Annotated in this window: 18 protein-coding genes; 14 read left to right on the plus strand and 4 right to left on the minus strand. The window is 48.4% G+C overall.

Annotation, left to right across the window (positions count from 1 at the left end):
• Positions 1-42 precede the first annotated feature (42 nt).
• Positions 43-774 (plus strand): Stf0 family sulfotransferase, encoded by a 732-nt coding sequence (locus AC0YN4_RS10530; RefSeq protein ID WP_475835763.1) that lies wholly within the window; start codon positions 43-45, stop codon positions 772-774.
• 75 nt (positions 775-849) lie between these two features.
• Here the strand turns inward: AC0YN4_RS10530 and AC0YN4_RS10535 are convergent, their stop codons facing one another.
• Together AC0YN4_RS10535 and AC0YN4_RS10540 are read right to left on the minus strand one after the other, a co-directional pair.
• Positions 850-1,566 carry a glycosyltransferase family 2 protein gene (locus AC0YN4_RS10535; protein ID WP_475781424.1) on the minus strand — a complete coding sequence of 239 codons (717 nt, stop codon included), beginning with the start codon at positions 1,564-1,566 and terminating at the stop codon, positions 850-852.
• Between the two features lie 104 nt (positions 1,567-1,670).
• A complete protein-coding gene (locus AC0YN4_RS10540) occupies positions 1,671-2,759 on the minus strand; it encodes a glycosyltransferase family 4 protein (protein ID WP_475835764.1) in 1,089 nt (362 codons plus the stop codon).
• A gap of 204 nt (positions 2,760-2,963) precedes the next feature.
• Here AC0YN4_RS10540 and AC0YN4_RS10545 point away from each other — a divergent pair, with 204 nt between their 5' ends.
• On the plus strand, positions 2,964-4,100 hold the full coding sequence (locus AC0YN4_RS10545; RefSeq protein WP_475835765.1) for a sn-glycerol-1-phosphate dehydrogenase: 1,137 nt from the start codon (positions 2,964-2,966) through the stop codon (positions 4,098-4,100).
• Between the two features lie 98 nt (positions 4,101-4,198).
• On the opposite strand, the gene AC0YN4_RS10550 is transcribed toward AC0YN4_RS10545, so the two are convergent.
• The gene (locus AC0YN4_RS10550; RefSeq protein ID WP_475835766.1) at positions 4,199-5,125 is read right to left on the minus strand and encodes a J domain-containing protein; all 927 of its coding nucleotides are present in this window, start codon (positions 5,123-5,125) and stop codon (positions 4,199-4,201) included.
• A 134-nt stretch (positions 5,126-5,259) separates the two neighbouring features.
• Positions 5,260-6,252 (minus strand): beta-ketoacyl-ACP synthase 3, encoded by a 993-nt coding sequence (locus AC0YN4_RS10555; RefSeq protein ID WP_475781428.1) that lies wholly within the window; start codon positions 6,250-6,252, stop codon positions 5,260-5,262.
• Between the two features lie 334 nt (positions 6,253-6,586).
• Between AC0YN4_RS10555 and AC0YN4_RS10560 the strand changes: the two genes are divergently transcribed.
• From AC0YN4_RS10560 to AC0YN4_RS10615, 12 genes are all read left to right on the plus strand, one after another.
• Positions 6,587-9,931, plus strand: coding sequence for a tetratricopeptide repeat protein (locus AC0YN4_RS10560; RefSeq protein ID WP_475835767.1), 3,345 nt, complete (start codon positions 6,587-6,589; stop codon positions 9,929-9,931).
• 115 nt (positions 9,932-10,046) lie between these two features.
• Positions 10,047-10,499, plus strand: coding sequence for an anthrone oxygenase family protein (locus AC0YN4_RS10565; RefSeq protein ID WP_475835768.1), 453 nt, complete (start codon positions 10,047-10,049; stop codon positions 10,497-10,499).
• 35 nt (positions 10,500-10,534) lie between these two features.
• Positions 10,535-11,107: a hypothetical protein gene (locus AC0YN4_RS10570; protein WP_475835769.1), complete on the plus strand. Its 573-nt coding sequence runs from the start codon at positions 10,535-10,537 to the stop codon at positions 11,105-11,107.
• A 26-nt stretch (positions 11,108-11,133) separates the two neighbouring features.
• A complete protein-coding gene (locus AC0YN4_RS10575; RefSeq protein ID WP_475835770.1) occupies positions 11,134-12,789 on the plus strand; it encodes an S-layer homology domain-containing protein in 1,656 nt (551 codons plus the stop codon).
• A gap of 142 nt (positions 12,790-12,931) precedes the next feature.
• Complete coding sequence (locus tag AC0YN4_RS10580) at positions 12,932-13,378, plus strand: divergent PAP2 family protein (protein ID WP_475781433.1); 447 nt, start codon at positions 12,932-12,934, stop codon at positions 13,376-13,378.
• 117 nt (positions 13,379-13,495) lie between these two features.
• Positions 13,496-14,467 carry a glycoside hydrolase family 43 protein gene (locus tag AC0YN4_RS10585; RefSeq protein ID WP_475781434.1) on the plus strand — a complete coding sequence of 324 codons (972 nt, stop codon included), beginning with the start codon at positions 13,496-13,498 and terminating at the stop codon, positions 14,465-14,467.
• 544 nt (positions 14,468-15,011) lie between these two features.
• Positions 15,012-18,044: a discoidin domain-containing protein gene (locus AC0YN4_RS10590; RefSeq protein ID WP_475835771.1), complete on the plus strand. Its 3,033-nt coding sequence runs from the start codon at positions 15,012-15,014 to the stop codon at positions 18,042-18,044.
• Between the two features lie 135 nt (positions 18,045-18,179).
• On the plus strand, positions 18,180-19,901 hold the full coding sequence (locus AC0YN4_RS10595; RefSeq protein ID WP_475781436.1) for a sensor histidine kinase: 1,722 nt from the start codon (positions 18,180-18,182) through the stop codon (positions 19,899-19,901).
• A complete protein-coding gene (locus AC0YN4_RS10600; RefSeq protein ID WP_475835772.1) occupies positions 19,882-21,462 on the plus strand; it encodes a response regulator transcription factor in 1,581 nt (526 codons plus the stop codon). Before AC0YN4_RS10595 ends, AC0YN4_RS10600 begins: the two co-directional genes overlap by 20 nt.
• 98 nt (positions 21,463-21,560) lie before the next feature.
• Positions 21,561-22,925: an ABC transporter substrate-binding protein gene (locus AC0YN4_RS10605; RefSeq protein ID WP_475835773.1), complete on the plus strand. Its 1,365-nt coding sequence runs from the start codon at positions 21,561-21,563 to the stop codon at positions 22,923-22,925.
• Between the two features lie 71 nt (positions 22,926-22,996).
• On the plus strand, positions 22,997-23,857 hold the full coding sequence (locus AC0YN4_RS10610) for a carbohydrate ABC transporter permease (protein WP_475781439.1): 861 nt from the start codon (positions 22,997-22,999) through the stop codon (positions 23,855-23,857).
• Positions 23,858-23,861: 4 nt separating this feature from the next.
• Positions 23,862-24,689, plus strand: a complete 828-nt coding sequence (locus AC0YN4_RS10615) for a carbohydrate ABC transporter permease (protein WP_475835774.1) — start codon at positions 23,862-23,864, stop codon at positions 24,687-24,689.
• Positions 24,690-24,890: the final 201 nt, after the last annotated feature.

Genomic DNA, 24,890 nt, shown 5'->3' on the forward strand with positions numbered 1-24,890 from the left:
CCATACCTACAAATAATCCATGATGAAAGCAGGAATAACCTTATGAAACCAACTCAATCGTATACGATCTTTTTCTCGCAACGAACCGGAAGTACTTTGCTCGCAGAAGCGCTGACATCGACAGGTGTAGCGGGGGTTCCGAGAGAATGGATGCACGTTAATGATCCCGAAACAATCAGCTTACAAGAGATCGAGCAGAAATTGGAGGAAGGGACTACTCCGAACGGGGTCTTCGGTATCAAGGATTCAATATGCTTCCCTCAGTTCGACAAGTGGATCACGTGTTTTAAAGCGGCTTATAATCTGGCAGACGATGTACCTCGGCCGGCTGTGTGGGAAGCTGCTTTTCCAAACTGCAAATACATCTTCATGACGAGGCGGAACAAAGTACGTCTTGCCGTATCCTGGTGGCGTGCGATTGTTTCAGATGAATGGCACCGCGGGCATGGACAGAAGCCTAGTGAAGTCGATATTTCCAATGAGTATAACTTTGATGCGATTAATCATTTGGTGGCGGAATCGGTATTGCGCGAGGCAGCGATGGAAGAGTTCTTCATTGAGGGCGGAATTACGCCGATGACCATCGTCTATGAGGATTTTATCCGGAACTACGAGCAGACGGTGCTGGATATTCTGACCTATTTGGGCATGGAGACGGAGGGTGTTGTTGTAGCACCACCACATTTTGATCCGATTGCAGATGACATTGCCGAGCAGTGGGTACAGCGCTTCCGTGAGGAAAGACAGAATGGCTGGACGAATCGGGCGTGGTAATTAGGCCTGACAACAAGAAGAGAATGCCCAACGCCGAAAGTAATCTCAGCAGGCATTCTCTTCTTGTCGAATCAGCTAGCCAGGCAGTGTTGCGAGCAGTTGATCGAGCAGATGCGCATATTTGGCATTGACGCCGTTAGCCTCATGCATGACCGTGTTGAAGTTTCGGACCGTCCCCATCTGGGAATGGCGGCGGTACAATGTCAGCGGCTCATTCAGATAATGAAAATCAACACGAGAAAGCAGCACGCGGATCCACATATCGTAGTCATGGGTATAGGGCAACCCCTCGTTGAAGCCCCCTAAACCGTGAAACAGCTCTTTGGTCATCATAATCGTGCATCCATTGACCGGACATCCGTGCCGTATACCGTTAATGAACGCTTTGGCTGACGCATATTTGGCTGCTGCCGTATATTCCGTAATTGCCCCATGTTCATTGATGACATGGTAATCCGTATGGCAGATACGCGCCTGTGTTTGTTCCATATAGGCCACTTGCCGTTCCACTTTATCCGGCGTGAATCGATCGTCAGAACTGAGCCACGCGACGTATTTGCCGGTGGCCATCGTAATGCCGTAGTTCAGTGCGCTGCCTGTTCCACCGTTTCTTTTGCCAAGATAATGAATGCGGCTGCGATAAGGGGCGATCATGTTCTGATGCCGGGTCGAGCCGTCATCAACGACGATGATTTCGATATTCGGATAGGTTTGATAGAGCGCACTGACGATAGCTTGATCAACATAAGGATCGTTATAGAAAGGAATGACGATCGACACTTTTGGCAGCATAGTCTTTCTCTCACCTCGACGGTTTCATATCTATCCTTACTATATGGGGACAGGGCGAATGCAGACACAGCAGTTGTTCTTAGGTAGAAAACCATTTTTGCGGATTAAGCATGCTGCATTAACCGGAGTGCGATGAAGATGTTGATCAAATCAGCCGCATATCGGTTTGGGGAGAATGCGGTTTGGATGTGCTCCTTAGCGCCACGAACGATGAGCTCTCTTAGCGGTCTGTTGTCTGTTAGATCCTTTGCTTCTCGAACAGCCTCTTCTACCGTATGACTCACGAAAAATTTCCCGGTCTGATTATGCGTAATGAAGCAGCGAACGCCATCGGAATCGGTGGAGAGCACCGGACAAAGGCAGCTCATCGCTTCTGCGACAGCATAACCGAAGCCTTCGGTGGTTGAGGTTGAAAGCAGCATGCCGCCGGAATCTCCGATTGCGGATAAGTAATGGGGCATATGGCTATGTGGCATATTGGAGCGTATCGTAATATTGTTCTGCAGATTGAGCTCATACAGCTTGGCGTAGAATTTCTCCCGCTCGCCGGGTTCTGATATCGTGGCATCTTCAAAAATCCATAGCTGCATATTCGGGCGCTCCTTGACCAGTTCACTGCAGATCGACAAGTAAAGCGGCCAGTTTTTGTTGCGCTCCAGGCGACCGATCCAGCCTAGGATTGGCGCACCGGTAGGATTCAATAGCGGCACATGATGGTGGATAAAGCTGCCCGTATCGATCATATTTTGCACATAGAATCGCGGGAGGGTACCCAGGTAGGTTTGAAAAAGCCCCATGAGATGTGAGGTCGGCGGGCTAATGGCAGCTCTGGCATACGTGCGAATATAACCTGAGGCAAATGCGAAAGTAGCCAATGCTTGCTCCTTCGTGCCGAGTCCTTGAGCCTCGTAAATCATGGCACCCCGGTAACCAAGTCCGTACAGCCGTTCCAGCATAAGATGGTCGCAGGTTACAATGATAGCATCATATTGCTGCGCAGCTAGAATGGCTTGAATCTCCTCATTACTATTGGTGACGTAATGAGGGATGCCAATCATATTCTGCCTACCTGCGCCATCCCACAAATAGAGCGCGTGCGCCTCTATGCCAACCGCTCGAAGCGCATGATAGCGCAGCCGATTCAGCGTTTCGATCCCGCCGCTTGGAATAAAATACGTGAATAGCAGCTTCATCAGTTGCAGCCTCCCTATCTAGCAAACACATATGATTACAATATGTGGAAGAGTAGACGCGCGTGTGGGTAGTTGTTGATCAGTAGGAGATAAGTATCAATCACGGATAGGAACCCATCTTAAAGAGTGATTTTAATGCGCAACGATGTATACTGAAAAGGACGAAGGTTCAGTGCATGTATAAATGCGAGAGGAACGGTGGGAATGAATATCCAATTGGCATTAGACGAAGTAAACGCTGCAGCCAGAGTGAAGTCGGAAGGGGTTGTGTTTGCCCCTATCAGGATGGCCGGCGTGCTGGATGCGGATGCGTTGCGTCAGGTTGCTCCTTTTGTACAAGATAGAGGATACGGTGAGGTCGTACTTGTCGTCGATGCGAATACGTGGGAGGCAGCGGGACAAACGCTTGCTGCGCATCTTGAGGAAGCGGGGGCGGCTTGCCGAATTTGCATGCTAAAGCCAAATGCCCAAGGGGATGTCATTGCGGATGAGCGGACGATCGTGCAATTGATGCTGGAAACGCCGTCGCATGTTACGGCGATTCTGGCCGTAGGGTCGGGCACGATCCATGATATCGTGCGGTTCGTGTGTTATCAGACGGGACGTGATTTCGTGTCCGTTCCGACAGCGGCATCGGTAGACGGATTCACCTCCGTTGGCGCGCCGATCATTGTTGATGGCGTGAAAATAACGGTTCCGGCCGTCGCGCCATGTGCCGTTTTCGCGGATTTGCATGTCCTTGCCGCTGCGCCGCAGCGACTTACGGCAGCGGGCTTCGCCGATATGCTCGGCAAGTTTACGTCGCTTGCCGATTGGCGATTCTCGCATGAGCTGGCAGGCGAGCCGTTCTGCCCGCTGGCTTATGAGCTCACCGAGCAGGCGCTCATGACGTGCATCGAGAACGTGAACGAGATCGCAACAGGTTCGCTTAGCGGGGTTGGCGTGCTGATGGAGGCGCTGCTGCTGTCCGGCTGGTCCATGCTGCTTGTGGGACATTCCCGCCCGGCGTCTGGGGGCGAGCATCATTTGTCGCATCATTTCGAGATGGCGTACATCCGCGAGGGCCGCAGGCAGCTGCTGCACGGGGCCAAGGTCGGCGTCGCTTCGGTGCTGCTCGCCGAGCTGTACCGCGAGCAGCTTGTCGCGGAGTACCCCGCCATCTATGGCGCGCTTCCGCATGCCGACCAGCTGCGGGAATGGCTCCGCGCAGCCGGCGGACCGTCCGATCCGGCCGAGATCGGCCTGTCCGACGCGCTTATCGCCGAAGCGATGCAAGAAGCGCATAAGCTGCGGGATCGCTACACGGGCTTGAAGCATCTGGTGCTGCGGGCGAGTTCTTGAGAGCAAGAATGTCGGCGCAACAATCAGCGCGCCAACAAACAAAAGGGCCGTACCCGAGTCAACAAAGTTGACTCCAGGTACGGCCCTTGCCCTTATCCTTACTTCGCAGCAGCAGGCTGCAAATAATTCGCGATAAACTTAAACGCGTTGTCTTGTTTCTCGCCGTTGATCCGGATGCCGGCAATGTACTCTTTGCCGAAGACCGGAACGCCTTTCATCAGCGGGCTGTCGGAAATATCGACGCCGTATACATGCGGGTCCGGAACGTCCTCCGTCACCGTTTTCATAGCCTGCTCAGGTGTGTAGCCCGGCCCCAGCTTGCTTAGATTCTCGCCATCAAGCGGAAGCAACGAGCCATCCTGAGCGAGCTTAATGAAGTTATCTTTATCCATGATGTAGACATCAGCCTTGTTCATCATGAGATCGATCATGCTTTTCTGAATCATTGCAGAGTCCTGCTGACTGTTCATTTGGGAAGGGACATACGTGAAGAACACGGTGACGCGCTTCCAATCCGGGAACTGCGAGAGGAATCGGTTCTCGAGCGGCTTAAGGTCGGACATCGGATAAGTGCCGTCCTCGCTGAAGTATTCGCCGAAGAAGGAAACGCTCACATCAACAGGCGGAAGCTTCGCAAGTTCTGCCATCTCGTGGCGATGATCGATATACGCACGCGTTCCGAAAATAATAATCAGAATGACAGCGATTACACCAAGAACATGAAACTTATAGTAGTTAAAGAAGTGCTCGGTCTTCTGAACGAAAGGCCCCATCGCCTTATATTTGCCGTAATTCGCTTGATTAAACTGCTCCGTCGTCTTCTGATCTTCCATCTCCAGGATCAGCTTGTACGCCCGGTTAATCTCTTCCAGACTGACGCCTTGCTCTTCGGTATGCTCGGTTACTTCACGTTGCTTAGTCATACGGTCACGGCGGATCAGAATAAAATAACGCTTCTCCACATCTTCCTTCGCTGCGCCTTCCGGCAGGCCAAGCAGCTCATAAGCCTGTTTCAGATCATTCATAAGCGGGCTACCTACACTTTCTCTTAAACTTATACTTGTATGTCTACTAGTATACTTCCTTTGCCACCATTCGGGCAAAATAAAACAAAACAGCCCCGCCATGTACTTTCTGGCAAAGGGCTGTCAGTCTTCTCTTATAGCGTCCAGCGAAGCAGCAGAGCGGACTCCGTCAAGCCGCCGCCGAAGCCGTAAAGTAAGACCATATCGCCGGTTTTGATCCGATTATCCTTGATGGCAAGATCGAGAGCGAGCGGGATGGAAGCTGCAGACGTATTGCCGTATTCCCGCATGCTAGTCAGTGTGTGCTCAAGGGGAATACCGGTCCGCTCGCAAACCGATTCCACGATCCGCATATTGGCGCTGTGCGGAACGAACCAGTTGATGTCCGCAAGCGTCAGGTTGTTCTGGTCCATCAAGGTTTGAATGCCTTTAGGCACAGTCGTTACCGCCCAGCGATACACCTCGCGCCCGTTCTGAACGATCATGCCGTTTGTCTGAATCGGCACGCCATCAATGGCGGAAGAAAGCGATGAGCGGTATAGCTGATGGCCGTCATTGCCTTTCGTATTGTTGTAGGAAGCGAGGAAAGCCCCGTCCTCACTGCGTTCTATGAGCATCGCTCCGGCACCGTCACCAAACAGAATACATGTGGAGCGGTCGGTGTAATCCGTCGCTTTGGAGAGCGTCTCCGCGCCGATAACGAGAATTTTGTGATAAGCACCTGAGAGCAATAACCCATTGGCGAGCTGCAGTCCCGAGACAAAACCAGCGCAAGCCGCTTGCACATCGGCCGCTCCGCATGAAGTAATACCAAACTCCGCCTGTACCCGTGCAGCCATACTTGGGAAATAGGTATCCGGCGTAGTTGTTGCGACTAGGATATAATCGACATCCTCCAGCACGACTCCGTAGCGGAGCTGTAAGTCTCGAACCGCGCCGAAGCAAAGGTCGCTGCAGAACTGATCGTCTGCGGCAATCCGTCTTTCTTTGATGCCGGTCCGCTGGAAAATCCACTCGTCCGTCGTTTCTACCATCTGCTCTAAATCTTGATTCGTTAACACACGTTCAGGGACATAAGCGCCAAAAGCAGTTATAGATGCCAGTGATCGTAAAGGATGTTGCAGCATGTTCTTCATCTCCTTAGTACTAGGTACTATGATCTGATATTAATAATAGTAGCGTACACCTTTTTATTACACATGTCTATGTCTGGTGTCAAAACTGTTGAGAATATTTGCTTAATTAATGAGAGAATTTTCGTAACTATGATAATTGATTTATTCACGCACATCGATCTATTTTTAATCAAATTACGGCATAAACACTACAAATATTGTGTTCCAGTACTGATAAATTATCCAGCAACCTTGATGATTTAATTAACAGGTCAGCACACGAGGGATTTGGATGCAAAAATAGAATAAATGGTTAGGGGAGATTTGCGAAGGGGGAGGGGACGGTTTGGCTGGCTGCAGCATTCAACTATTAGGCGGTTATAAAATTACCTTTGACGAAGAAGATTTTACGACGTCTACTTCCGGTGCAAAGGCGCGGCTGCTGGCATACTTGGTACTAGCTTTTGACATGCCGCAAACGAGGAAACAAATTGCCTTTGATTTCTGGCCGGACTCCACAGAGAAACAAGCCTTATCCAATTTGCGGAAACTCCTTCACGACCTGCGGGAATGTCTTCCACAAACCGATCGATATCTCAAAATTACTCCAGCATACATCCAGTGGAATCTTGAATTACCCGTTTATTTGGATGTGCGCGAGTTTGAACAGGGGGCAGAAGGAAGAACCCTTTACGAGCTTCGCAAAGCGGAAGAATTGTACAGAGGAGAGCTTCTGCCCGGTTTTCAAGAGGAATGGCTTGGTGCCAAGCGGGATCAATTGGCGCAAACGTATTCATCTGTACTCGACAAGCTTATTTCTATTCTGGAAAATCAGCGGGAGTACTCGTCGGCCCTATTATATGCGAATAAGCAGCTTGTACTGAATTCATTAAGGGAGGAAACTTACCGTAAGCTGATGAGGCTCCATGCCTTGAATAATGACATGGCAGGCGCAGTGCTAATTTATCAGCAATTGCGCAGCATACTGCAAGACGAGCTAGGGATTGGTCCTGCGGAGGAAACTTTACAGCTTGTAGAAAGACTCACGCAAATGGGCAGCGAACCACCGACTGCTGAACAAAGCAAGACTCCGCTGGTCGGCAGAATCAGCGAATGGGGAAACATGGTTAGCGACTGGAAGCAGGCAACGATCGGAAGAAATTCCCTCCTGCTGTTGAAGGGTGAGGCGGGAATCGGCAAAACCAGATTGGCTTTGGAATTTAAAGCATGGGTAGAGAGACAAGGGTACCAAACGGCCTTTGCCGGATGCTACCCGTCAGTTAGATCATTGTCCTACACACCGATCACAGCATGGCTCAGGAGTGTTCCCTTGCCGCAGCTCAGTCCGATCTGGCTGTCGGAATTGACCCGTTTGCTGCCAGAACTGTGGGAACGATACCCGGACTTGCCGAAGCCGGATCTCATTCAGGACAACTGGCAATTGAACCAATGGTATGAAGCGATAGAGCGGATGCTGCTGGTTCAGCAACCGCTGCTCCTCCTCCTTGACGATATTCAATGGAGCGATGGAGAGACGCTGCAATTCCTCTCTTATCTACTCCGTAATGAAACCAAGTCAAAGCTGTTAGTTGTCGCGACAATGAGAACGGAGGAGTCTCCGGGCGATGCCATCGTACAATTTGTCTCGGGGCTTCGAATGGAACGGAAGCTGACGGAAATCGAGCTGGCACCGTTCGGTGAGGAAGAAACGAAACGGCTGATGGCCGCTAATGTCGGCGATGAGTTGGCAGACAGCCATTCGTCCAATTTATACGCGGAAATCGGCGGCAATCCACTGTATATAGTGGAAACGTTGAAAGAATGGCAAATGGGTAGCGACAACATTGAATTTCGATTTTCGCCTTATGTGAAATCCATCATTTTAAATCGATTAATGAAGCTTTCGCCGGATAATCGACATCTTGTATCCATCTTTGCCGCTGTCGGCAGACCTGTATCATTAGCGCTTATGGCGATGCTGGCAGGCTTGGGAGAGGAAGAGATGCTTGAACAAATGGAGCACTTGTTGCTATGGAAAGTCATGCAAGAGACAGAGGACGAGAAATACGACTTTACTCATGATATCCTAAGGGAAGCTGCGTATACGCTGAAAAACGAGAGCTTGCGCCGCCGATACCACCGGAAAATCGCAATCGCATTGATTGCTTTTCATCAAGAGCGGCTTGAAGCCGTTGCTGCGGAAATTGCCTTTCATTGCGAACTTGCGGTTATGAAAAAAGAGGCTATTCTCTATTACGAAATGGCCGCATCTGTTGCAGAGAAAATTTATGCCAATGCAACCCGGATAAAGTGTTACCGGAAGCTCATCTCCTTGTTGCCTCCCGAACAGATGCTGCCGACCCTAATGAAACTCGGCGATGCTCTTATCATAACGGGAGATTGGAACGAAGCGGAGCAGATTTACAGACAATGGCTAGCACAAGATGGGAATTCAACTGAGCTGCAGGAACGATCGATCTGCGACGTTGCGCTTGGCAATTGCCTGCGATTGCAGGGGAGATATGAGGAAGCAAGCTTTCACTTGGAACGGGCTCGACGCCATTTTGAGCTGATCGACGACCATTCCGGTCTTGGCTCTGCCTATGGAACGCTTGGTATGCTGCATTACTACATGGGAAATAACGACAAGGCACTTCACTATTTGACAGTAAGAATGGAATTGCCTCCTTCCGGAGATCGCGCGAAGGAGGATTGCCGGTTCTACGGCGTTATTGGGGGGCTGTTCTATCATCAATGTGAATTCGACCAAGCGATTCATGCATACAAGAAGCAGTTCAAGCTCGCAACGGAGCTTCGTGATAAGAACGCGGTCGCGAAAGCCTTGGGCGGATTGGCGCTTGTCTATCTCGACACCGACCAAATGGACCAGGCTTTCGACTGCATCGTGGATAAGATTGAGATCAGCCAATTGATCGGTGACCGGATGGGTCTGACTATCGCATTGGGGATGCTCGGCAAATATTATGGATGTATGGGATCCTATACGATAGCGGCTGGGTGTATCGCCTATTGCCTTGAAGAAGCCATTGCCATCAAGGATTGGCGTTTTACCGCCAACTTGCTCGGATGGGAAGCCAATAACTTATTATTGCAGTTTCGAGATGAGGAAGCCAATCCGTTCGTTGATCGCTCGCTTCGACTGAGCCGACAGCTTCGCGCTCCTCTTTTTGAATGTAACGCGCTCTATCTCATGAGTGTGAAGAGTCTACACCAGAATCAATACGATCATGCAGTGGAAATAGCGGAAGAAGCGCTGAAGATCGCTAAGAGGCTTAATCGACGAGATATGCAACTCAAGCTTCTTTTGCAGCTCTTGCATTTGAATGCGGGGTTAAGCCGTATAAGCCCGATTAAGGCCTTGGAGCAGCTTCATAAGATGCTGATGCAGTATTCCGATCAGCAGGAGCAGGCAGCCATTTATTATGCGATGTGGAAGCTGAATTCCGAATCCTCAGCATATCGGATCCATGCGCTCTCTTTGAACGAAGAGCTATACCGGAAGTCAGGTAAAGAAGAATATCGTGTTCGTTGCAGCGAAATGAACGGTTTATGCGATGTCGCCGCCGTGGTGCGTCCAATGCCGCAGTTTGCTGCCGAAGTCACTCAACACAAAAGCATCACCGAAACCATTCTCAAGGAAATAGATGGTTATTTGAAGGTGAAGGCATAATCGCGAACCAAGAAGCGCTTTTGAAGCGCTTCTTTTTTTATGATGTTTTTAGGATATTCCCTATCCCATCTGCCTTGGCAAATGCCGAGAGACTATTTATTATGCTGGAGGAAAAATGATAAAAACAGTTATCTATTCCGTTAATTTATTGCTGGTGGCACTTGTGGTCGGGACGATGTTCGGGATTTGGTTTGGTGTCAATCCTAATCAGATGTCATATTCCGTTTATCTGGAACATCAACAGAAGTTAATCCGATCTTTAAATGTTAAATTGCCGTTATTGGCAGCAGTGGGTATCATACTCACCGTCATTTCAGCTGTTCTTTCCCGAGATGATCGTAACAGGATGCTGCTGCTGATTGTTGCGGCCATTTGTTTAATCATTGCGGGCATCATTACATGTTTCCTGAATCAACCCATTAATGCAAAGATAATGTCGTGGTTGATAGAAAATCCCCCCTCAGATTGGATGAGATTGCGAGATGACTGGTGGAAGTGGCATATTGTACGGTTGATTGCTGGACTGATCGGGCTAAGCCTACTTATTATTGGACTGCTAATATATTGATTTATTAAATAATCCCTATAAAAAGAGGTGCTATTGTGATACGGCAAACAGTTATTCTAGGACTAATACTATTGACGTTAGGAACACTGATTATCGGCTGTGGAGTCAATGATAACCAATCTGTATCGGAAGCTGTGGTGAGCCAAGCGCCAGAAACCACCGCAAAAAATGAACCATCCCATTCAAGCGAAGCTGATCGTTTAGACGATGCGGTACTTGGCGCGAAATTGAGCTATTTCGATTCCAAGTTCGGGACCGGCGTCAAAAAGGAGAACGAATCGACCATCGGTTATTTGGATGGCAAGCTTCGGGTTCTTGAAAATTTTGGAATCGCTTATACGATATACAATGCATACGTGGATCGCAAAGAAAAGGTGAGCGTAGAAGACGCGCTCGCGTTCATCAAGCAATTCCTGCCCAAGGATGCCACATTCATGAAAGAGGAAGAAGATACCACTACGAAGATCCATAAATACACCTATACGAGCGAAGCTCTGAAAGCCCAAACGCAATTGTCCGGACAGTTCATAATCACCATTATGAAGGATCCGAACGACGAAGCGAACTGCAAGCAAGCGCAGATCAGCATTGATATTACGGCTATGTGAAATCGGCGGTTGAAGGAGGAGAAACAATGGGTTCAGTAAAAAAGTCACTGGCACTGGCCTTAGTCTATATGATGTTTGTGTGCGCGATAGGGCCGATTCCGCATACGTTTGCAACAGCGCATATTTATCAGCTCACCATCAATAACTCGGGCTCCTATTTGATCGCAGGCCAACCGTATCATGTTTCCTTCACTTCCGATAGAGCGATTTCGACGGACATGGACGTTCAGACAGACTATTCCACCGATAACGGTTTTACATGGCATTTCCTAAAAAACAGTGATTATGATGGATATGAAATTATTTTTCCAATCGATCCACAGTTGACTTCGGCCATTCTCCGCGTCGGTGCATCCTTCTCACCAATCATCGGCTCAGACAGCTATTCTGAGCTGAAGATCGGCCCTTATACAATTTTGCAGCCTGGTTCGATCACGGATTTAACCTCAATGGCGAATACGGATGGTACCATCTCACTGGCTTGGACCGACAATACGAATATGGAATCGTATTACCAGATTACAAGGGATGGGCCTGACGGTTCAAAACTATTTTACGTAAAAGATACGATGGATCATAGGGGACCTCTCCGATTTGTCGACAAAGATACAAGTAAGTATACAAGTACAATCTACGCTTACTCGGTGCTGCCGGTCATTGATCAATTCCATATACTGGACAGCAACAGACCGGGAGTTGTTAGCGTGCTGGCAAAAACGATTGCGCAAAAAAGGTCTCTGGATACAATCGACGCTATAACCAATTTTCCTAGAATCACTGAACCGGACCCGAATAAAGTGAGAATCGAGCTTGAGTTTTACGATAAATGGAGCACGTATATCTTGGACATGGATAAAGTGGCCGTCAGCAGCATCTCGTTAAATAAAAAAGCAATCCATCTGAAGCAGGGGGAGAGCGAAGCGCTGATCGCGGCTATCCTACCTTCGAATGCTGCCAATAGGAAGATGACGTGGAGCAGCGATAATATGGAAGTCGCTACTGTCGATAATGCTGGTAAAGTGACGGGCATATCACCCGGTTCGGCCAAAATTACAGTGAAGGCTGATAGTGGGGGATTTACTGCTGTTTGTATCGCAACTGTAGCGGATAATCAGAAACCGACTACGGTTACGCCTACGATTCAATTTACGGATATTGATAAGCACTGGGCGAGTTCGGATATCATGATCGCAGTGAAGCTAGGAGCGGTGAGCGGTTATCCGGACGGTACTTTCCGGCCGGATGCGAATGTGACACGTGCGGAGTTCACGAGTATGCTCATGAATGGGCTAAAGCCAATGGGAGAAGGTACGCGACTTTCCTTCAAGGATGAGGGTGATATTAAAGCTTGGGCGGTTCCATCGGTGGAACTGGCAGTGAAACTCGGAATCATCAGCGGATATGCGGACGGTACATTCCGACCGAACGCGAATATTACCCATGCCGAAATGATCTCGATGGTCGTTCGCGCCTCCGGTCTACCCACTGATCAAGCACAGACAACCGGCTACGCTGATGACGCGATGATCCCGAAGTGGGCAAAAGCCTCCATATCCACGGCCGAGAAGAACGGCATCATTATCGTGAGTGGCATTACAGGCAATAAATTCGCGCCGCAAGTACTGTCCACTCGCGGGGAAGCCGCTTCGGCAATCGTTCGGATGTTAAATGTTAAGAAGTAGAAAAGATAGGATATTCACAATAATTATGAAGATTTGCTCTTTCAAGCAACGTTTAATCCGTTGCGTTGCATGCATGTGAAGAACATATTATGGAAATGCTATACTTTTACTCGGGTCATATCGAAGTAAGGAGTCGGCATCCATGAACGTCATTCATAATTACCCATTAGTCGCTGGTTTGGCTGCGATAATCATTGCGCAAGCGATTAAGGTTCCTATTTATTTGGTTACACATCGAACAATGGACCTCAAGCTTGCTTTTGGCACGGGCGGCATGCCTAGTTCGCATTCCGCAGCAGTAACAGCGTTATCGACTGCAGTCGGCATCAAAGAGGGATTCACTTCAAGTATGTTTGCGATCGCCTGTATGGTTGCATTCATTACGATGTATGATGCGGCCGGCATTCGCAGACATGCGGGGGAGCACGCCTCCATCTTGAATCGAATCGCCAAGAAACTATCCATGCACAGGCATGAGAAGGTCGATCCGGTGTTAAAAGAGATGCTCGGCCACCGCCCCAGCGAAGTGTTTGTTGGTGCGGTTTTTGGCATTGGGATCAGTATTTTGCTTCAGTATGCTTATTCGTAAAGCCGGCAAATACTAAAGTTTTATAAGTAAGATCAATACTTTACCTGATGAAGAGAGGTGAAAACATTTCTATAATAGGATGAAAGCGATTACGCGATAGAGAAGGAGCGTTTAATAATGAAACCGAATGAGCCAATTGTCACGCATATATACACGGCGGATCCCTCTGCCCATGTTTTTGAAGGGAAGCTTTATATCTATCCTTCGCATGACATCGACCACGACGGACCGACGAATGATAACGGCGACCAGTATGCGATGGAAGATTATCACGTACTGTCGATGGACAATATGGAGTCACCTTGTGAGGACAACGGAGAAGCGCTTCATGTGAAAGACGTGCCTTGGGCGTCGAAGCAAATGTGGGCACCGGATGCTGCTTATCGAAATAATAAGTACTACTTATTCTTCCCGGCCAGAGACCACGATGGCATCTTCCGCATTGGTGTCGCTACGGGTACTTCTCCCAGCGGACCGTTTAAGGCTGAGGAGAACTATATTCCCGGAAGCTTCAGCATCGATCCTGCAGTATATGTGAATGATGATGGCAGAGCATTTATGTATTTCGGTGGACTATGGGGAGGGCAATTGGAGAAATGGCAGACCGGCACCTACTTGCCCGAAGCCGCTGGACCTGACGCACACGCGCCGGCACTTGGCCCACAAGTGGCCGAGCTGAGCGACGATATGCTCACGTTCAAACAATCGCCGAAGGAAATATCGATCGTAGACGAGGATGGGAATCCGATTCCGGCAGGGGACGAGGATCGCCGGTATTTTGAAGGACCATGGATGCACAAATATAAAGGCGTGTATTATCTCTCCTACTCCACTGGAACAACGCACAAGCTCGTGTACGCGGTGAGCGACAATCCGGAAGGACCGTTTGTGTTCAAAGGCACGATTCTGACACCGGTTCTCGGCTGGACGACGCATCACTCCATCGTAGAGTTTCAAGACAAATGGTATCTGTTCTACCATGACGCCTCGTTATCCGGAGGAGTCGATCATAAGCGCAGCGTGAAATTTACCGAGCTGCATTACAACGAGGATGGTTCGATCCAAACGATCGATCCCAATAAGGAATAGCATTGGAAAAGGAACTCAGCTTAGAGGCTGCGTTCCTTTTTTATGTGAATAGAGGCAGATGATGAACAGAAAAACTATCCGCTGGGAACTTCCCATTCACCCAATACAGTGGGTTCGAGCGAAGAGTAGCTCTGGGAACCACTCAAGAAGCTCACCCAGAGGTCTACTTAGTATCGAAAACAGTGAATATTATCGTGCAATAAAAGCTGGAGAGCACTGAGAGTCGGAAAAACATATTCTCAGTAACAAAACTCAACTTAAATGAGGCTGAAAGTCGCAAAAAGTGACTCTCAGCCCGAAAACTAACTTAGCTTTTATCACAGTAAGAGACTAATCCGCTAATGGAACCTCATTTGGTCGGTTATGTATGCAGTAAGAGACTATTCCGCTTACAGAGCAGACTAGTAGGAGAAGTTAGATTTCCGAGCACAATCCCCATAATTATTCAAGTAGAATCCAATATATTTTCTCTATTGGCGCTTCTGGTTGTTGAAGTATAATGGCGTAGTAAGAAAGCGTTTTCATAATGAGAGGGGAATCGTTGATGAATCGCAATACCAGATGGATGTCTATGATGACCGTGATGGCGATGATGATGACACTGTTTGCGTTGTTTGCACCGGTAGAAGTGAATATCGCCCATGCAACGAATGGCAACTTGGCGTTAACGGGAACGGCAACAGCCTCTTCAGCGCAAAGCTCCACCTATGCCGCAGGCAAAGCGGTGGACGGAAACCTTACTACATATTGGAATGCAAGCAGTACCTCGATGCCTCAGTGGTTACAGATTGATCTTGGAGGATTGTATACCTTAAGCAAGATCGATCAAACCTTCGCGAATGACGATGTGTGGAAGTACAAGATTGAAGGCTCAATAGATAATGCCAATTGGGCAACATTGGTGGACAAGTCTACCAGTGCTTCCGGCCGGACCTTCAGCGACAGCGTGAACGGAACCTTCAGGTACGTGAAGCTTACGGTCCTAAGCTCAATCTCCGGTTACACAGCGTCCAGCCAAGAGCTAACGATTATGGGTTCTGATGAAGGCTACGTCATTTCACAAGGAAAAGCATACACCGCCTCCACGAACTTAGCGAAATACGAGCCGAGCAAAGCGGGCGACGGAAATACGTCAACCTACTGGGCGGCAAACAGCGGAAGTGCGCCGCAGTGGTTAAAGGTAGACTTAGGCAGTCCTAGTATCGTGACGGCTGTCGAGCAGAACTTCAAGGACTACGATACATTCGGTTTTAAGATTGAAGGCTCTCTAGATAATACAAGCTGGACGATGCTGCTCGATCGAACGACGCCGGCGGCTGGTCAATCCTTCAAGCAGGCAGTAAGCGGCACCTACCGCTATGTTAGATTGACTATCAACTCCTCCGCATCAGGCTTCTGGGCAGGCAGCACGGAGTTCAATGTATACGGTTTTGCCAACCTCGCCTTGGGGAAATCAACTTCGGCCTCCACAACGGAGCCGGGATGGGATACCTTCAAAGCAGTGGACGGTGATCCTAACACCTACTGGCTCGCGACGGATGCTGCGATGCCTCAGTCGCTGACTGTTGATCTGGGCGGTATCAGCTCACTCAAGCGGGTGGAGCAGAATTTCTTTGATGCGGATATTTGGAAATTCAAGATTGAAGCCTCCACGGATAACGTAAACTGGACGATGCTTGCGGATAAGACGGGAGCGGGGATCAACGGAACGTTCCTGGGACAAGACGTAAGCGGCAACTATCGTTACGTCCGGTTGACGGTAACGTTCTCGCAGAACGCCCACTGGGCTTGCAGCGGGGAACTGAAGGTGTTTGGCACGTCGCTTGAACGTAATCTGGCAGTGGGCACATCCGTAACATCTTCCTCCTTGGCGCCGGGCTACGAGCCATGGATTGCTGTCGACGGGAATCCGAATAGCTACTGGATTGCCTCTGACGCAACAATGCCACAATGGATTATTGTGGATTTAGGCGTTAACAGCCTCATCACTAGGCTGGAACAGAATTTCTTCGACGCAGATATTTGGAAGTTTAAGATAGAAGGGTCGACAGACAAGACCAATTGGACGATGCTCGTGGATAAGACGGGGACGGGGATTAACGGAACAAGCTCCGTTACGAATGTAACCGGGACCTACCGCTATATCAGATTGACTGTAAATTACTCGCAGGCTGCGCACTGGGCGTGCAGCGGGGAATTGAAGGTATTCGGCTACGGCTCACCGGTCACGACGAAATGGTGGGAAAGCACCTCCGGCGTCATGCGCTATTATGCCAAGTATTATAACCAGACCTTCAATTACCTGACCAGTCAACTGGATGCGTTGAAGTCGAAGGGATATGGGGCAATCGAGCTTGTTGCTCCCTATCCGGGTGCACCGGATGTATGGGCAGGGCTTGGAGCAACGGATAATTACGGGGTAGACTCGAGTCTGGGCACGATGGCCGAAATGGAAAATCTGATTAGTCAGGCTCACGCCAAAGGGATTCGTATCGTGGTCATGCTGAATCCGGGTTATGCTCGTGACACGGCCGCGATGTTCCTGAAAGCAGCTGACGATTACCGCAATAATGTGTATAGCAAGGAGCGTTATTGGTTCCACTTCAGCCCGACGCCAAGTCCATATGAGCGCTGGACATGGAGCGCAAGAGCGAACGCCTATTACTGGGCTTATTGGGGCGATGACCCGGCAACACCGCAGTGGGATTCCAACATTCCTTCGTATAACTTTGCCAATCAGGAATGGCGGGATGAGGCGAAGAAGTATCTCCGATTCTGGATGGATAAGGGCTTTGACGGCATTGTCTTGGATGCTCCCGTTGTCTATGACGGCAATAATGTCTCGATTAACAATGCGAGCATCACGGATGTTTTGCGAAACTATGATATTTCCAGCAATGCCGAAGGTGCAGGCGGACAAGAAATGATTACCGATTGGCACTATAACCTGCTGCAGGATTATGACATTACGAATTGGGGCGGCTCCGGTTACAGTACGATTATTCCGGCCATCAATAACCAGAATCCGAACGCCATAGACGGGATCTTGAAGAACAACCGAGATGCGATCAATGCGGTGAACGGGATTACGCAGACTCCGCCAAGCTGGGAGATTGCCGGTGTTTCTTCGACCAAAAGGCTGCTCGAGATTGCTACTTTGACGACGATGGGCACGTTCTTCTACCTGCATAATGGGCAGCATACGATAGACCCGACAACGACGATTATTCCGACCTGGCCGGCCGCGGATCAGACCATGTTAAGCAAGCTGATCAAAGCGCAGAACAGCTACAAGGCGTTATCGCCGAATGGCTCCAGAGTTAAACTGAACACGAACGATAATAACAAGTATTACGCATTCAAACGCACGAACAAGACCGGCACCAGCAAAGCGCTTGTCATCTTAAACTATCAGAACTCCTCGCAGACCATTACCGTGAATCTGGCGAACACGGATATCAGCACCTCACAGACTCCGGTTGATCTCTTAAACGGCGGAGCAGCTGCTGCTATTACGTCAACCAGCTATACGGTAACACTGCCCGCTTACGGATTTACCGTTCTTGGTGTAAATTAATTCAGGACTGCCGCTTCATTTCCAAGCCGGAAATGGAGCGGTTTTTTGCGTTCATGTCCAAAACAGATATTTACTTTCTTTAAATTTTAAGCATACTTGAATTAACGCGAATTTTGTCTAATTAAGGAGACGATCATGATTCGGAAACCACTTTCCTTCCAGCATCGGTTAATGCTCGTTATCCTCCTGACCGTGCTGCTGCCTTCGGTCCTCATCAATTTCCTTACCTTCTCTACCATAAAGACACAGATGCAGAAGGATGCCATTACATGGCTCACAGGCATTACGAATAACTCAGGGCGAACGATGGATAGTTATATTCAGCTCGTCACCGGAATCACCAAGAACCCGGAGTATGATAGTACGCTAATGAGCATTTTCGAAAGACATCGGTTTAACAAGCATGGCCTGTACGGTTATCCCTATGATGAGCGCGTACAGATTAATGGCTGGCTGTCGATGCTCCGTGAGATGGATGACAACATCTATGCCGTTAATTTTGTCGACATTAATGGTAACCGCTTTCATCTGGGCAAAGATTATGTGGAAGCGAATAAAGATTGGATCGATCGCACCCGTGAATACAATGGGGGCAGTCTCGTTTGGCCGCCGGTCAAGTCCTTGGATGGGGAAACGGTGTTCTCGGTAACGCGAACAATTATCAACCCGAATACCTTCCACGTTACGGCTACGATTCAGCTCGCCTTTCAATTGAATTTCCTTACGCAGGAGGACAATGAGAATTTCTTGCAGGAGGGCGACTTACTGATACTGGATCAAACCGATCGCGTTATCTTTGATCTCAATGGGAAAAGGACCGGCGATCGGATGGATTGGCACAACCAAGAGCAGCAATTCCATGTCAGCTACGATTCGGAGTTAACCGGCTGGAAGCTAGTCGGCATGGTTCCGGAGCATCTCTTATTCCAGAAGGTAGATCAGCTCCGCAAATGGATTTTACTCGCTAATATTGTCTTTATCTTATTGACCATGGTCATCGTCTATCTGCTCAGCTATCGCTTAACAAGGCCGCTCTGGAACTTGAGTAAGATTATGCAGCAGGCTTCGAAGACAAACTTCATCATCGACACGATCAGCTTCAAGCGCAAGGATGAAATCGGCATGATATCCAACAGCTTCAACCTTATGGTTCGCAGAATTCATAATCTCATCGAAACCGTCACAGACACGGAACGAAGACGCAAGAAATCGGAAATCGAAGCGCTGCAATCGCAAATTAATCCTCATTTTCTATACAACACCTTAAGCGCGATTACGATGCAGGCGGAGCTGGACGAGAATTATAAAATTTCGGACATGTCCTCCCTGCTCGGCAAACTGCTGCGCTACTCGATCGGCAGCCAGGAGGAATGGGTCGAGGTTAAGCAAGAATGCGACTATATCCGGACCTATATTCGGATTATGCAATTCCGCTTCCCGCTCATTCAGTTCGACTTGCAAATCGACGAAAGCGTTAATAATTGGCTGGTCATTCGTCTATTGATTCAGCCTATCGTGGAGAATGCCATAATTCATGGCATTGTTCCGAAGGGGAAAGAAGGTTTGGTCCACATCCATGTAGGAGAGAAGTGGACAGATACCGGCGACAGCAGGCTGTTTATTTCGGTCAAGGACTCCGGCGTGGGGATGGATCAACAAACGGTCGACGCCACGATGATGAAGCTGAGGGAATACGAGGATCAGTCGGGCGGCATCGGACTGCAAAATGTATATAATCGCATCGCGCTTTCGTACGAAGGGGATTTCGAATTTACGTTGGAAAGCGAAGAAGGCATAGGAACGTCGTTCTATATTGAAATCCCTAGGAGGCTGCGCAATGAGAATCATGATCGTTGAAGATGAAGATCTGCTCCGCGAGGGGCTTGTTAAGATGATCGGTCGAATGGGCTTAAACGGCTCGGTCGTTGCGGTGGCCAGTAATGGAGAGGAAGCATTGGAGCAGCTCTCTCACATTGGCGTGGATCTTATCATTACGGACATCCGCATGCCTAAGAAGGACGGGCTTCAGCTCCTAGAGGAAGTCATGCAAACGAACCCCGCCATACGTTCCATCGTGCTGAGTGGATACGATGATTTTGAATATGCGAAGCGAGCGCTGAAACTGAACTGTAAGGATTATATCTTAAAGCCTATCATGTATCATGATCTCCTTGAGCTGCTCGGGAAGATCGAGGTCGAGTTTACCGCTATGCAGAAGAAAATGCTCGAAGAAGTGAAGCTGAAGGGGATTCTAAATCAGAATCAGTATCTCATCCAGCATGAATTTCTGAGAAATTTCATACAGCACGACAAGGTGCACCAGGTAGAGACCATCCTAACCAAGGCTGAGACTATTGGTATTCATTTGAAGGCATCCAGCTACTCGCTATTTGCCATTCAAATTGAAGAGAAGTCGGAAACGAAGGGTAAGTATGGCAAAAGCGATTGGACGTTAATGAAGTACGCTCTTCACAATATCGTAGAGGAACTAACAGGTTATGCGCCATGCTATTATGACGATCAGGAGGTGCTGGTCGTGCTGTATGAAGGCGTTATGGATGAAGAGCAGGTACATGCATTATGCAGCCAGATTGTGATGAAAAGCAGAGAACTGTTGAAAATCTCGGTTTCGATTGGTATATCCGATACGCACGAGCTGCGACAGCTGTCAATCGGTTACCAAGAAGCGACGCGGGTTCTGAAGGTCCGTCTGATCTCCGATAGTCATGTCATTGTTTTCTACTCGCAAGCAAGCCGAATTACAAGCCGTTCCATTAAGCCTTATATGGATCAATTAGCGGAGCTGTTCGATCTTGAACAAGCGGATACGGTCATCGAGCGGCTGAAACAATGGTACGAAGGGTTGAAACAGGCAGAATTGACGCTCGAAGCCATTGCAGCCATGGAGAAAGAAGTCATCATTGTATTCCATTCCTTGCTGCGACATTTCGTGAAGGAGCTGGGGGATCAGGAGTACGATCTGGGTGCGGAATTTGGCATCATGGAGTCGGCAGATTCCTTCTATGCGAGGATGAATCCTCTAATCAAGGTGCTTAAGGAGATCAGCTCGGACAGCAAGAAGGGGAAAATCGAGAATCGAACATCGGAGCAAGTGATGAAGTACATCCGGGAGCATTTCAGCGAGAATATTACCTTAACTTCAATCTCGGAATATATCTACATGAACTCGGCTTATTTAAGTGTGATGTTCAAGAAGAAAACAGGCAAAAGCATTATAGAATACTTAACTGAAGTGCGAATGGGCGAAGCCAAGAAGCAGTTAGTCCACACCGATTTGAAAACCTATCAGATCGCGGAAATGGTAGGCTATAACGACGCGGCTTATTTCTCCACACTATTCAAGAAATACTGCGGTGCATCCCCTCAAGAATATAGAACTATAAATACTCTAAGATAATCTATATTTCCTAGATGGGAACCAAACCGATACCCCTATACAATGAAGCAGTAGACAATTCATATGGTCCAGTCAAAACAAATGGGGGGAACCAAAGAATGAAGAAGAAAAACGTGTTGCTCAGCAGTTTGGTAGCGCTGTCAAGCTTATCCCTTGTCGTAGCGGGTTGCTCAAGCAACAATAATTCCGGGTCGAACAATACGGCAGCGACAGAAACCAATACAGCTGCGACTACTAACAATTCGACGAATACGACGAATAATGCACCTGCGACTGAAGAAGAAAAGCCAATAAACGCGCAATTCTACTATGACTTTGCGCCACTTACGGATTACCTGAAGGAAATCAACCCTATTGTTCAAGCGTCAGACAACGTAACCTTCGAAGGTGTTCCTTACACGGACACAACAGCTTATCAAACCGCGGTGCGTATTGGATTCACTACACAAGAAGCGCCTGATCTCTTCAAATGGTGGAACGGTTATAAATTAAAGGAGCTTGCGGACAGCGGAAACCTGGCTGATATGACGGAGCAGTGGAAGGAGCTTAGCGCGGACGGCAATGGCATTCTGCCTTCGCTCGCAGGTCCATTGACAGTCGATGGCAAGGTTTACGGAATTCCGGCTTCTGCTCATTATTGGACGATCTTCTATAACAAGAAGGTATTCGCAGATAATGGCTTAACACCACCGAAGACATGGGACGAATTGATGAAAATCAGCGATACGCTGAAAGCGAAGAACATTACGCCATTCGGCACTTCGATCAAAGATACTTGGAACGGCTTTATCTGGTTCGAGGATCTGCTCATTCACTCCTATCCTGATTTCTACAACAAACTCGTTATCGGTCAAGCGAAATATACAGATCCTGAAATGGTAGAAGTGATGGAGCTGTGGAAATCGATGTACGACAAAGGCTACTTCTCGAAACCGATGACGATGGATGCCGAAATTCCACAGGCATTCGTGAAAGGCGAAATCGGCATGTACTTGGTGGGCACTTGGTACGAGAGCTTCCTGAACGGTGTAGGAATGAAGCCTGAAGAAGGATATGGCTCGTTCATCATGCCTGCCATTAAGCCGGAAGCCGGCAATACCGTCATCTCTGAGATCACGCCTTTCCTAGTATCGCAAAATGCTAAAAACCGCGACGACGCCATTAAAGCTGCCATTTCGTTAACGAACAAAGATACAAACGAGAAGCTGCTCAAGGTATTCGGCGGCGTGCCTACTCGTAAGGATGTAGAAGCAAGCAGCCCAACGATTAAGGCGCTGGTAGACAACATTTCTTCAGGCAGCTACACAGCCATTACTCGTTACTGGGAAGCAACGCCTTCCGAGCTTTCCGAGTACGGTTCAAGTGAATTTATTCGCTTCATGCTCAATCCGGACCAATACATGGATGTCCTGAACAACATTGAGAAGAAGGCAGAGAAATACTGGGCAGAACAGAAAAAATAGCTAATAGGGTTAAGGGGAGATAACTGCCTCTTAACCCTGCTTATTATCGGGACACATGGGAGTGTGACAAGATGAACTACTTCAAGAAACACGGAGAAGCATTGCTTTATGTATTACCTGCCGCCTTGATGATCACTGTTTTTTTTGTTTCCTCCGTTATCTACACCTTCTATATCAGCTTCACGGATTGGGATGGTTTAACGAGATCTCACTGGGTCGGCTTGAGTAATTACATTGAAGTATTTAGTGATGTGACGTACATTACATCGCTCAAGAATACATTCATGTGGGTAGCATTGTCCTTGGTGCTTCCGGTTGGACTGGGGCTTCTGCTCAGCATTTTGCTGCAGCAAATGAAGGGACAGCGGTTTTTCAAAAATCTGTTTTATATGCCTTACGCGATGTCGCTTACCGTAGTCGGCGTCATTTGGATCTTTCTGTTCTCCTCAAGCGGAATCAATTATCTTCTCACGCACATCGGGCTTGAATCTTGGGCTAAAGATTGGCTGCGTACGCCTTACTATAATACGTTCGCGATGCTTGTTGCTTCCATATGGCAGGGAGCCGGCACGAATATGCTGTTGTTCCTCGTTGGTTTAGGATCATTGCCGAAGGATCCGTTCGAGGCTGCCGCGATTGACGGTGCGAACCGCTTCCAAATGTTCTGGAAAATAACGCTGCCTCTCTTAAACCCGGTTACGATCGTTGTGATGGGGCTGGCGCTGGTTAATAGCTTTAAGACGTTCGATATTATCTGGGTCATGACGCAAGGCGGACCTTACCGTTCTTCGGAAACGTTGGCCGTTACGATGTATCGCGAATCCTTCATGCTGTTCCACTTCGGACAAGGTGCGGCGATTTCTATTCTCTTAACGGTATTATCCATTGTTGCATCTTGGTTTTATTTGAAGAAAACGATAGTCGAGGAGTGAGGGCATGAAACGTCTTGCAAATGGGATCAAGTATATCATTGTCATCACATTAGCTATTATTTGGATTGCACCGGTCGTATTGGTTCTGATGAATTCGACGAAATCGATAGGCGACTTCATGAATGGAAGCATGTGGGCGTGGCCGAAGGGCTTTCACCTCTTCCAGAACATAGAGGAAGCGATGAATGCAGGGAAGCTCACCAAATATGTGAAAAACAGCTTTACCTATGGTGTAGTGGGGGCAACGGCCAGCATTCTGATCTCTGCCTTTGCGGCTTACGGCCTGGTTGTTCTTCGCTTGAAAGGCTCCTTCTACTGGTTCCTGCTGATCTATAGCGGCACGATCTTTCCTTTCCAAATGTACCTTGTTCCCTTGTTTTCGGGTTTTCAGAAGGTGGGCATCTATGATACGTTCCTCGGCATGTGCTTGTTCTATACCGCCATCTGTATTCCGTTCTGCGTGTTTTTGCTGCGTAACTTTATGACGACCATCTCGCGAGAATATGTGGAAGCAGCGCAATTGGACGGCTATTCGACAATCGCAATTCTATTTCGGATCATCTTCCCCTTCTTGGTGCCGCCGATCTCCGTCTTGTTCTTATTCCAATTCACGTTTATATGGAATGATCTGATCTTCGGATTGATCCTAACACGAAGCGATGATATTCGTCCGATCATGTCGGGGCTTGCCGCCATGCAAGGCACCTACATCTCAACGGGAATTACGACGCTGATGGCAGGTATCCTAGTGACGTCTATTCCTACCCTGATTCTGTTCTTTGCTCTTCAGAAGAACTTTATTAAAGGGATGCAAATTACGGTAAAATCGTAAGCCGAACAATCAGGATTTTTTCTAAAGATGTAGGTTTATGGAGAATTGGATTCCCTAGCCCGTAGATCGTATGATCTGGCGGGTTAGGGATTTTTGCTTTATCGGCGTCAAGCCGCTCATTCTGCCGGTAACGGTATCGGTAGTTATTACGCAAGGTGTATGGATTTGGATCGATTATTTCTTTAATATGGTGTGTATAAC

The sequence above is a fragment of the Paenibacillus sp. J22R3 genome (assembly GCF_056269305.1).

Bases quoted from the DNA above. Each gene is read 5' to 3' on its own strand.
- AC0YN4_RS10605 (WP_475835773.1), top strand. From the start codon at position 21,561: ATGAAGAAGAAAAACGTGTTGCTCAGCAGTTTGGTAGCGCTGTCAAGC.
- AC0YN4_RS10610 (WP_475781439.1), top strand. From the start codon at position 22,997: ATGAACTACTTCAAGAAACACGGAGAAGCATTGCTTTATGTATTACCT.
- AC0YN4_RS10545 (WP_475835765.1), top strand. From the start codon at position 2,964: ATGAATATCCAATTGGCATTAGACGAAGTAAACGCTGCAGCCAGAGTG.
- AC0YN4_RS10535 (WP_475781424.1), bottom strand. From the start codon at position 1,566: ATGCTGCCAAAAGTGTCGATCGTCATTCCTTTCTATAACGATCCTTAT.
- AC0YN4_RS10565 (WP_475835768.1), top strand. From the start codon at position 10,047: ATGATAAAAACAGTTATCTATTCCGTTAATTTATTGCTGGTGGCACTT.
- AC0YN4_RS10585 (WP_475781434.1), top strand. From the start codon at position 13,496: ATGAAACCGAATGAGCCAATTGTCACGCATATATACACGGCGGATCCC.
- AC0YN4_RS10580 (WP_475781433.1), top strand. From the start codon at position 12,932: ATGAACGTCATTCATAATTACCCATTAGTCGCTGGTTTGGCTGCGATA.
- AC0YN4_RS10540 (WP_475835764.1), bottom strand. From the start codon at position 2,759: ATGAAGCTGCTATTCACGTATTTTATTCCAAGCGGCGGGATCGAAACG.
- AC0YN4_RS10550 (WP_475835766.1), bottom strand. From the start codon at position 5,125: ATGAATGATCTGAAACAGGCTTATGAGCTGCTTGGCCTGCCGGAAGGC.
- AC0YN4_RS10555 (WP_475781428.1), bottom strand. From the start codon at position 6,252: ATGCTGCAACATCCTTTACGATCACTGGCATCTATAACTGCTTTTGGC.
- AC0YN4_RS10600 (WP_475835772.1), top strand. From the start codon at position 19,882: ATGAGAATCATGATCGTTGAAGATGAAGATCTGCTCCGCGAGGGGCTT.
- AC0YN4_RS10595 (WP_475781436.1), top strand. From the start codon at position 18,180: ATGATTCGGAAACCACTTTCCTTCCAGCATCGGTTAATGCTCGTTATC.
- AC0YN4_RS10530 (WP_475835763.1), top strand. From the start codon at position 43: ATGAAACCAACTCAATCGTATACGATCTTTTTCTCGCAACGAACCGGA.
- AC0YN4_RS10615 (WP_475835774.1), top strand. From the start codon at position 23,862: ATGAAACGTCTTGCAAATGGGATCAAGTATATCATTGTCATCACATTA.
- AC0YN4_RS10590 (WP_475835771.1), top strand. From the start codon at position 15,012: ATGAATCGCAATACCAGATGGATGTCTATGATGACCGTGATGGCGATG.
- AC0YN4_RS10575 (WP_475835770.1), top strand. From the start codon at position 11,134: ATGGGTTCAGTAAAAAAGTCACTGGCACTGGCCTTAGTCTATATGATG.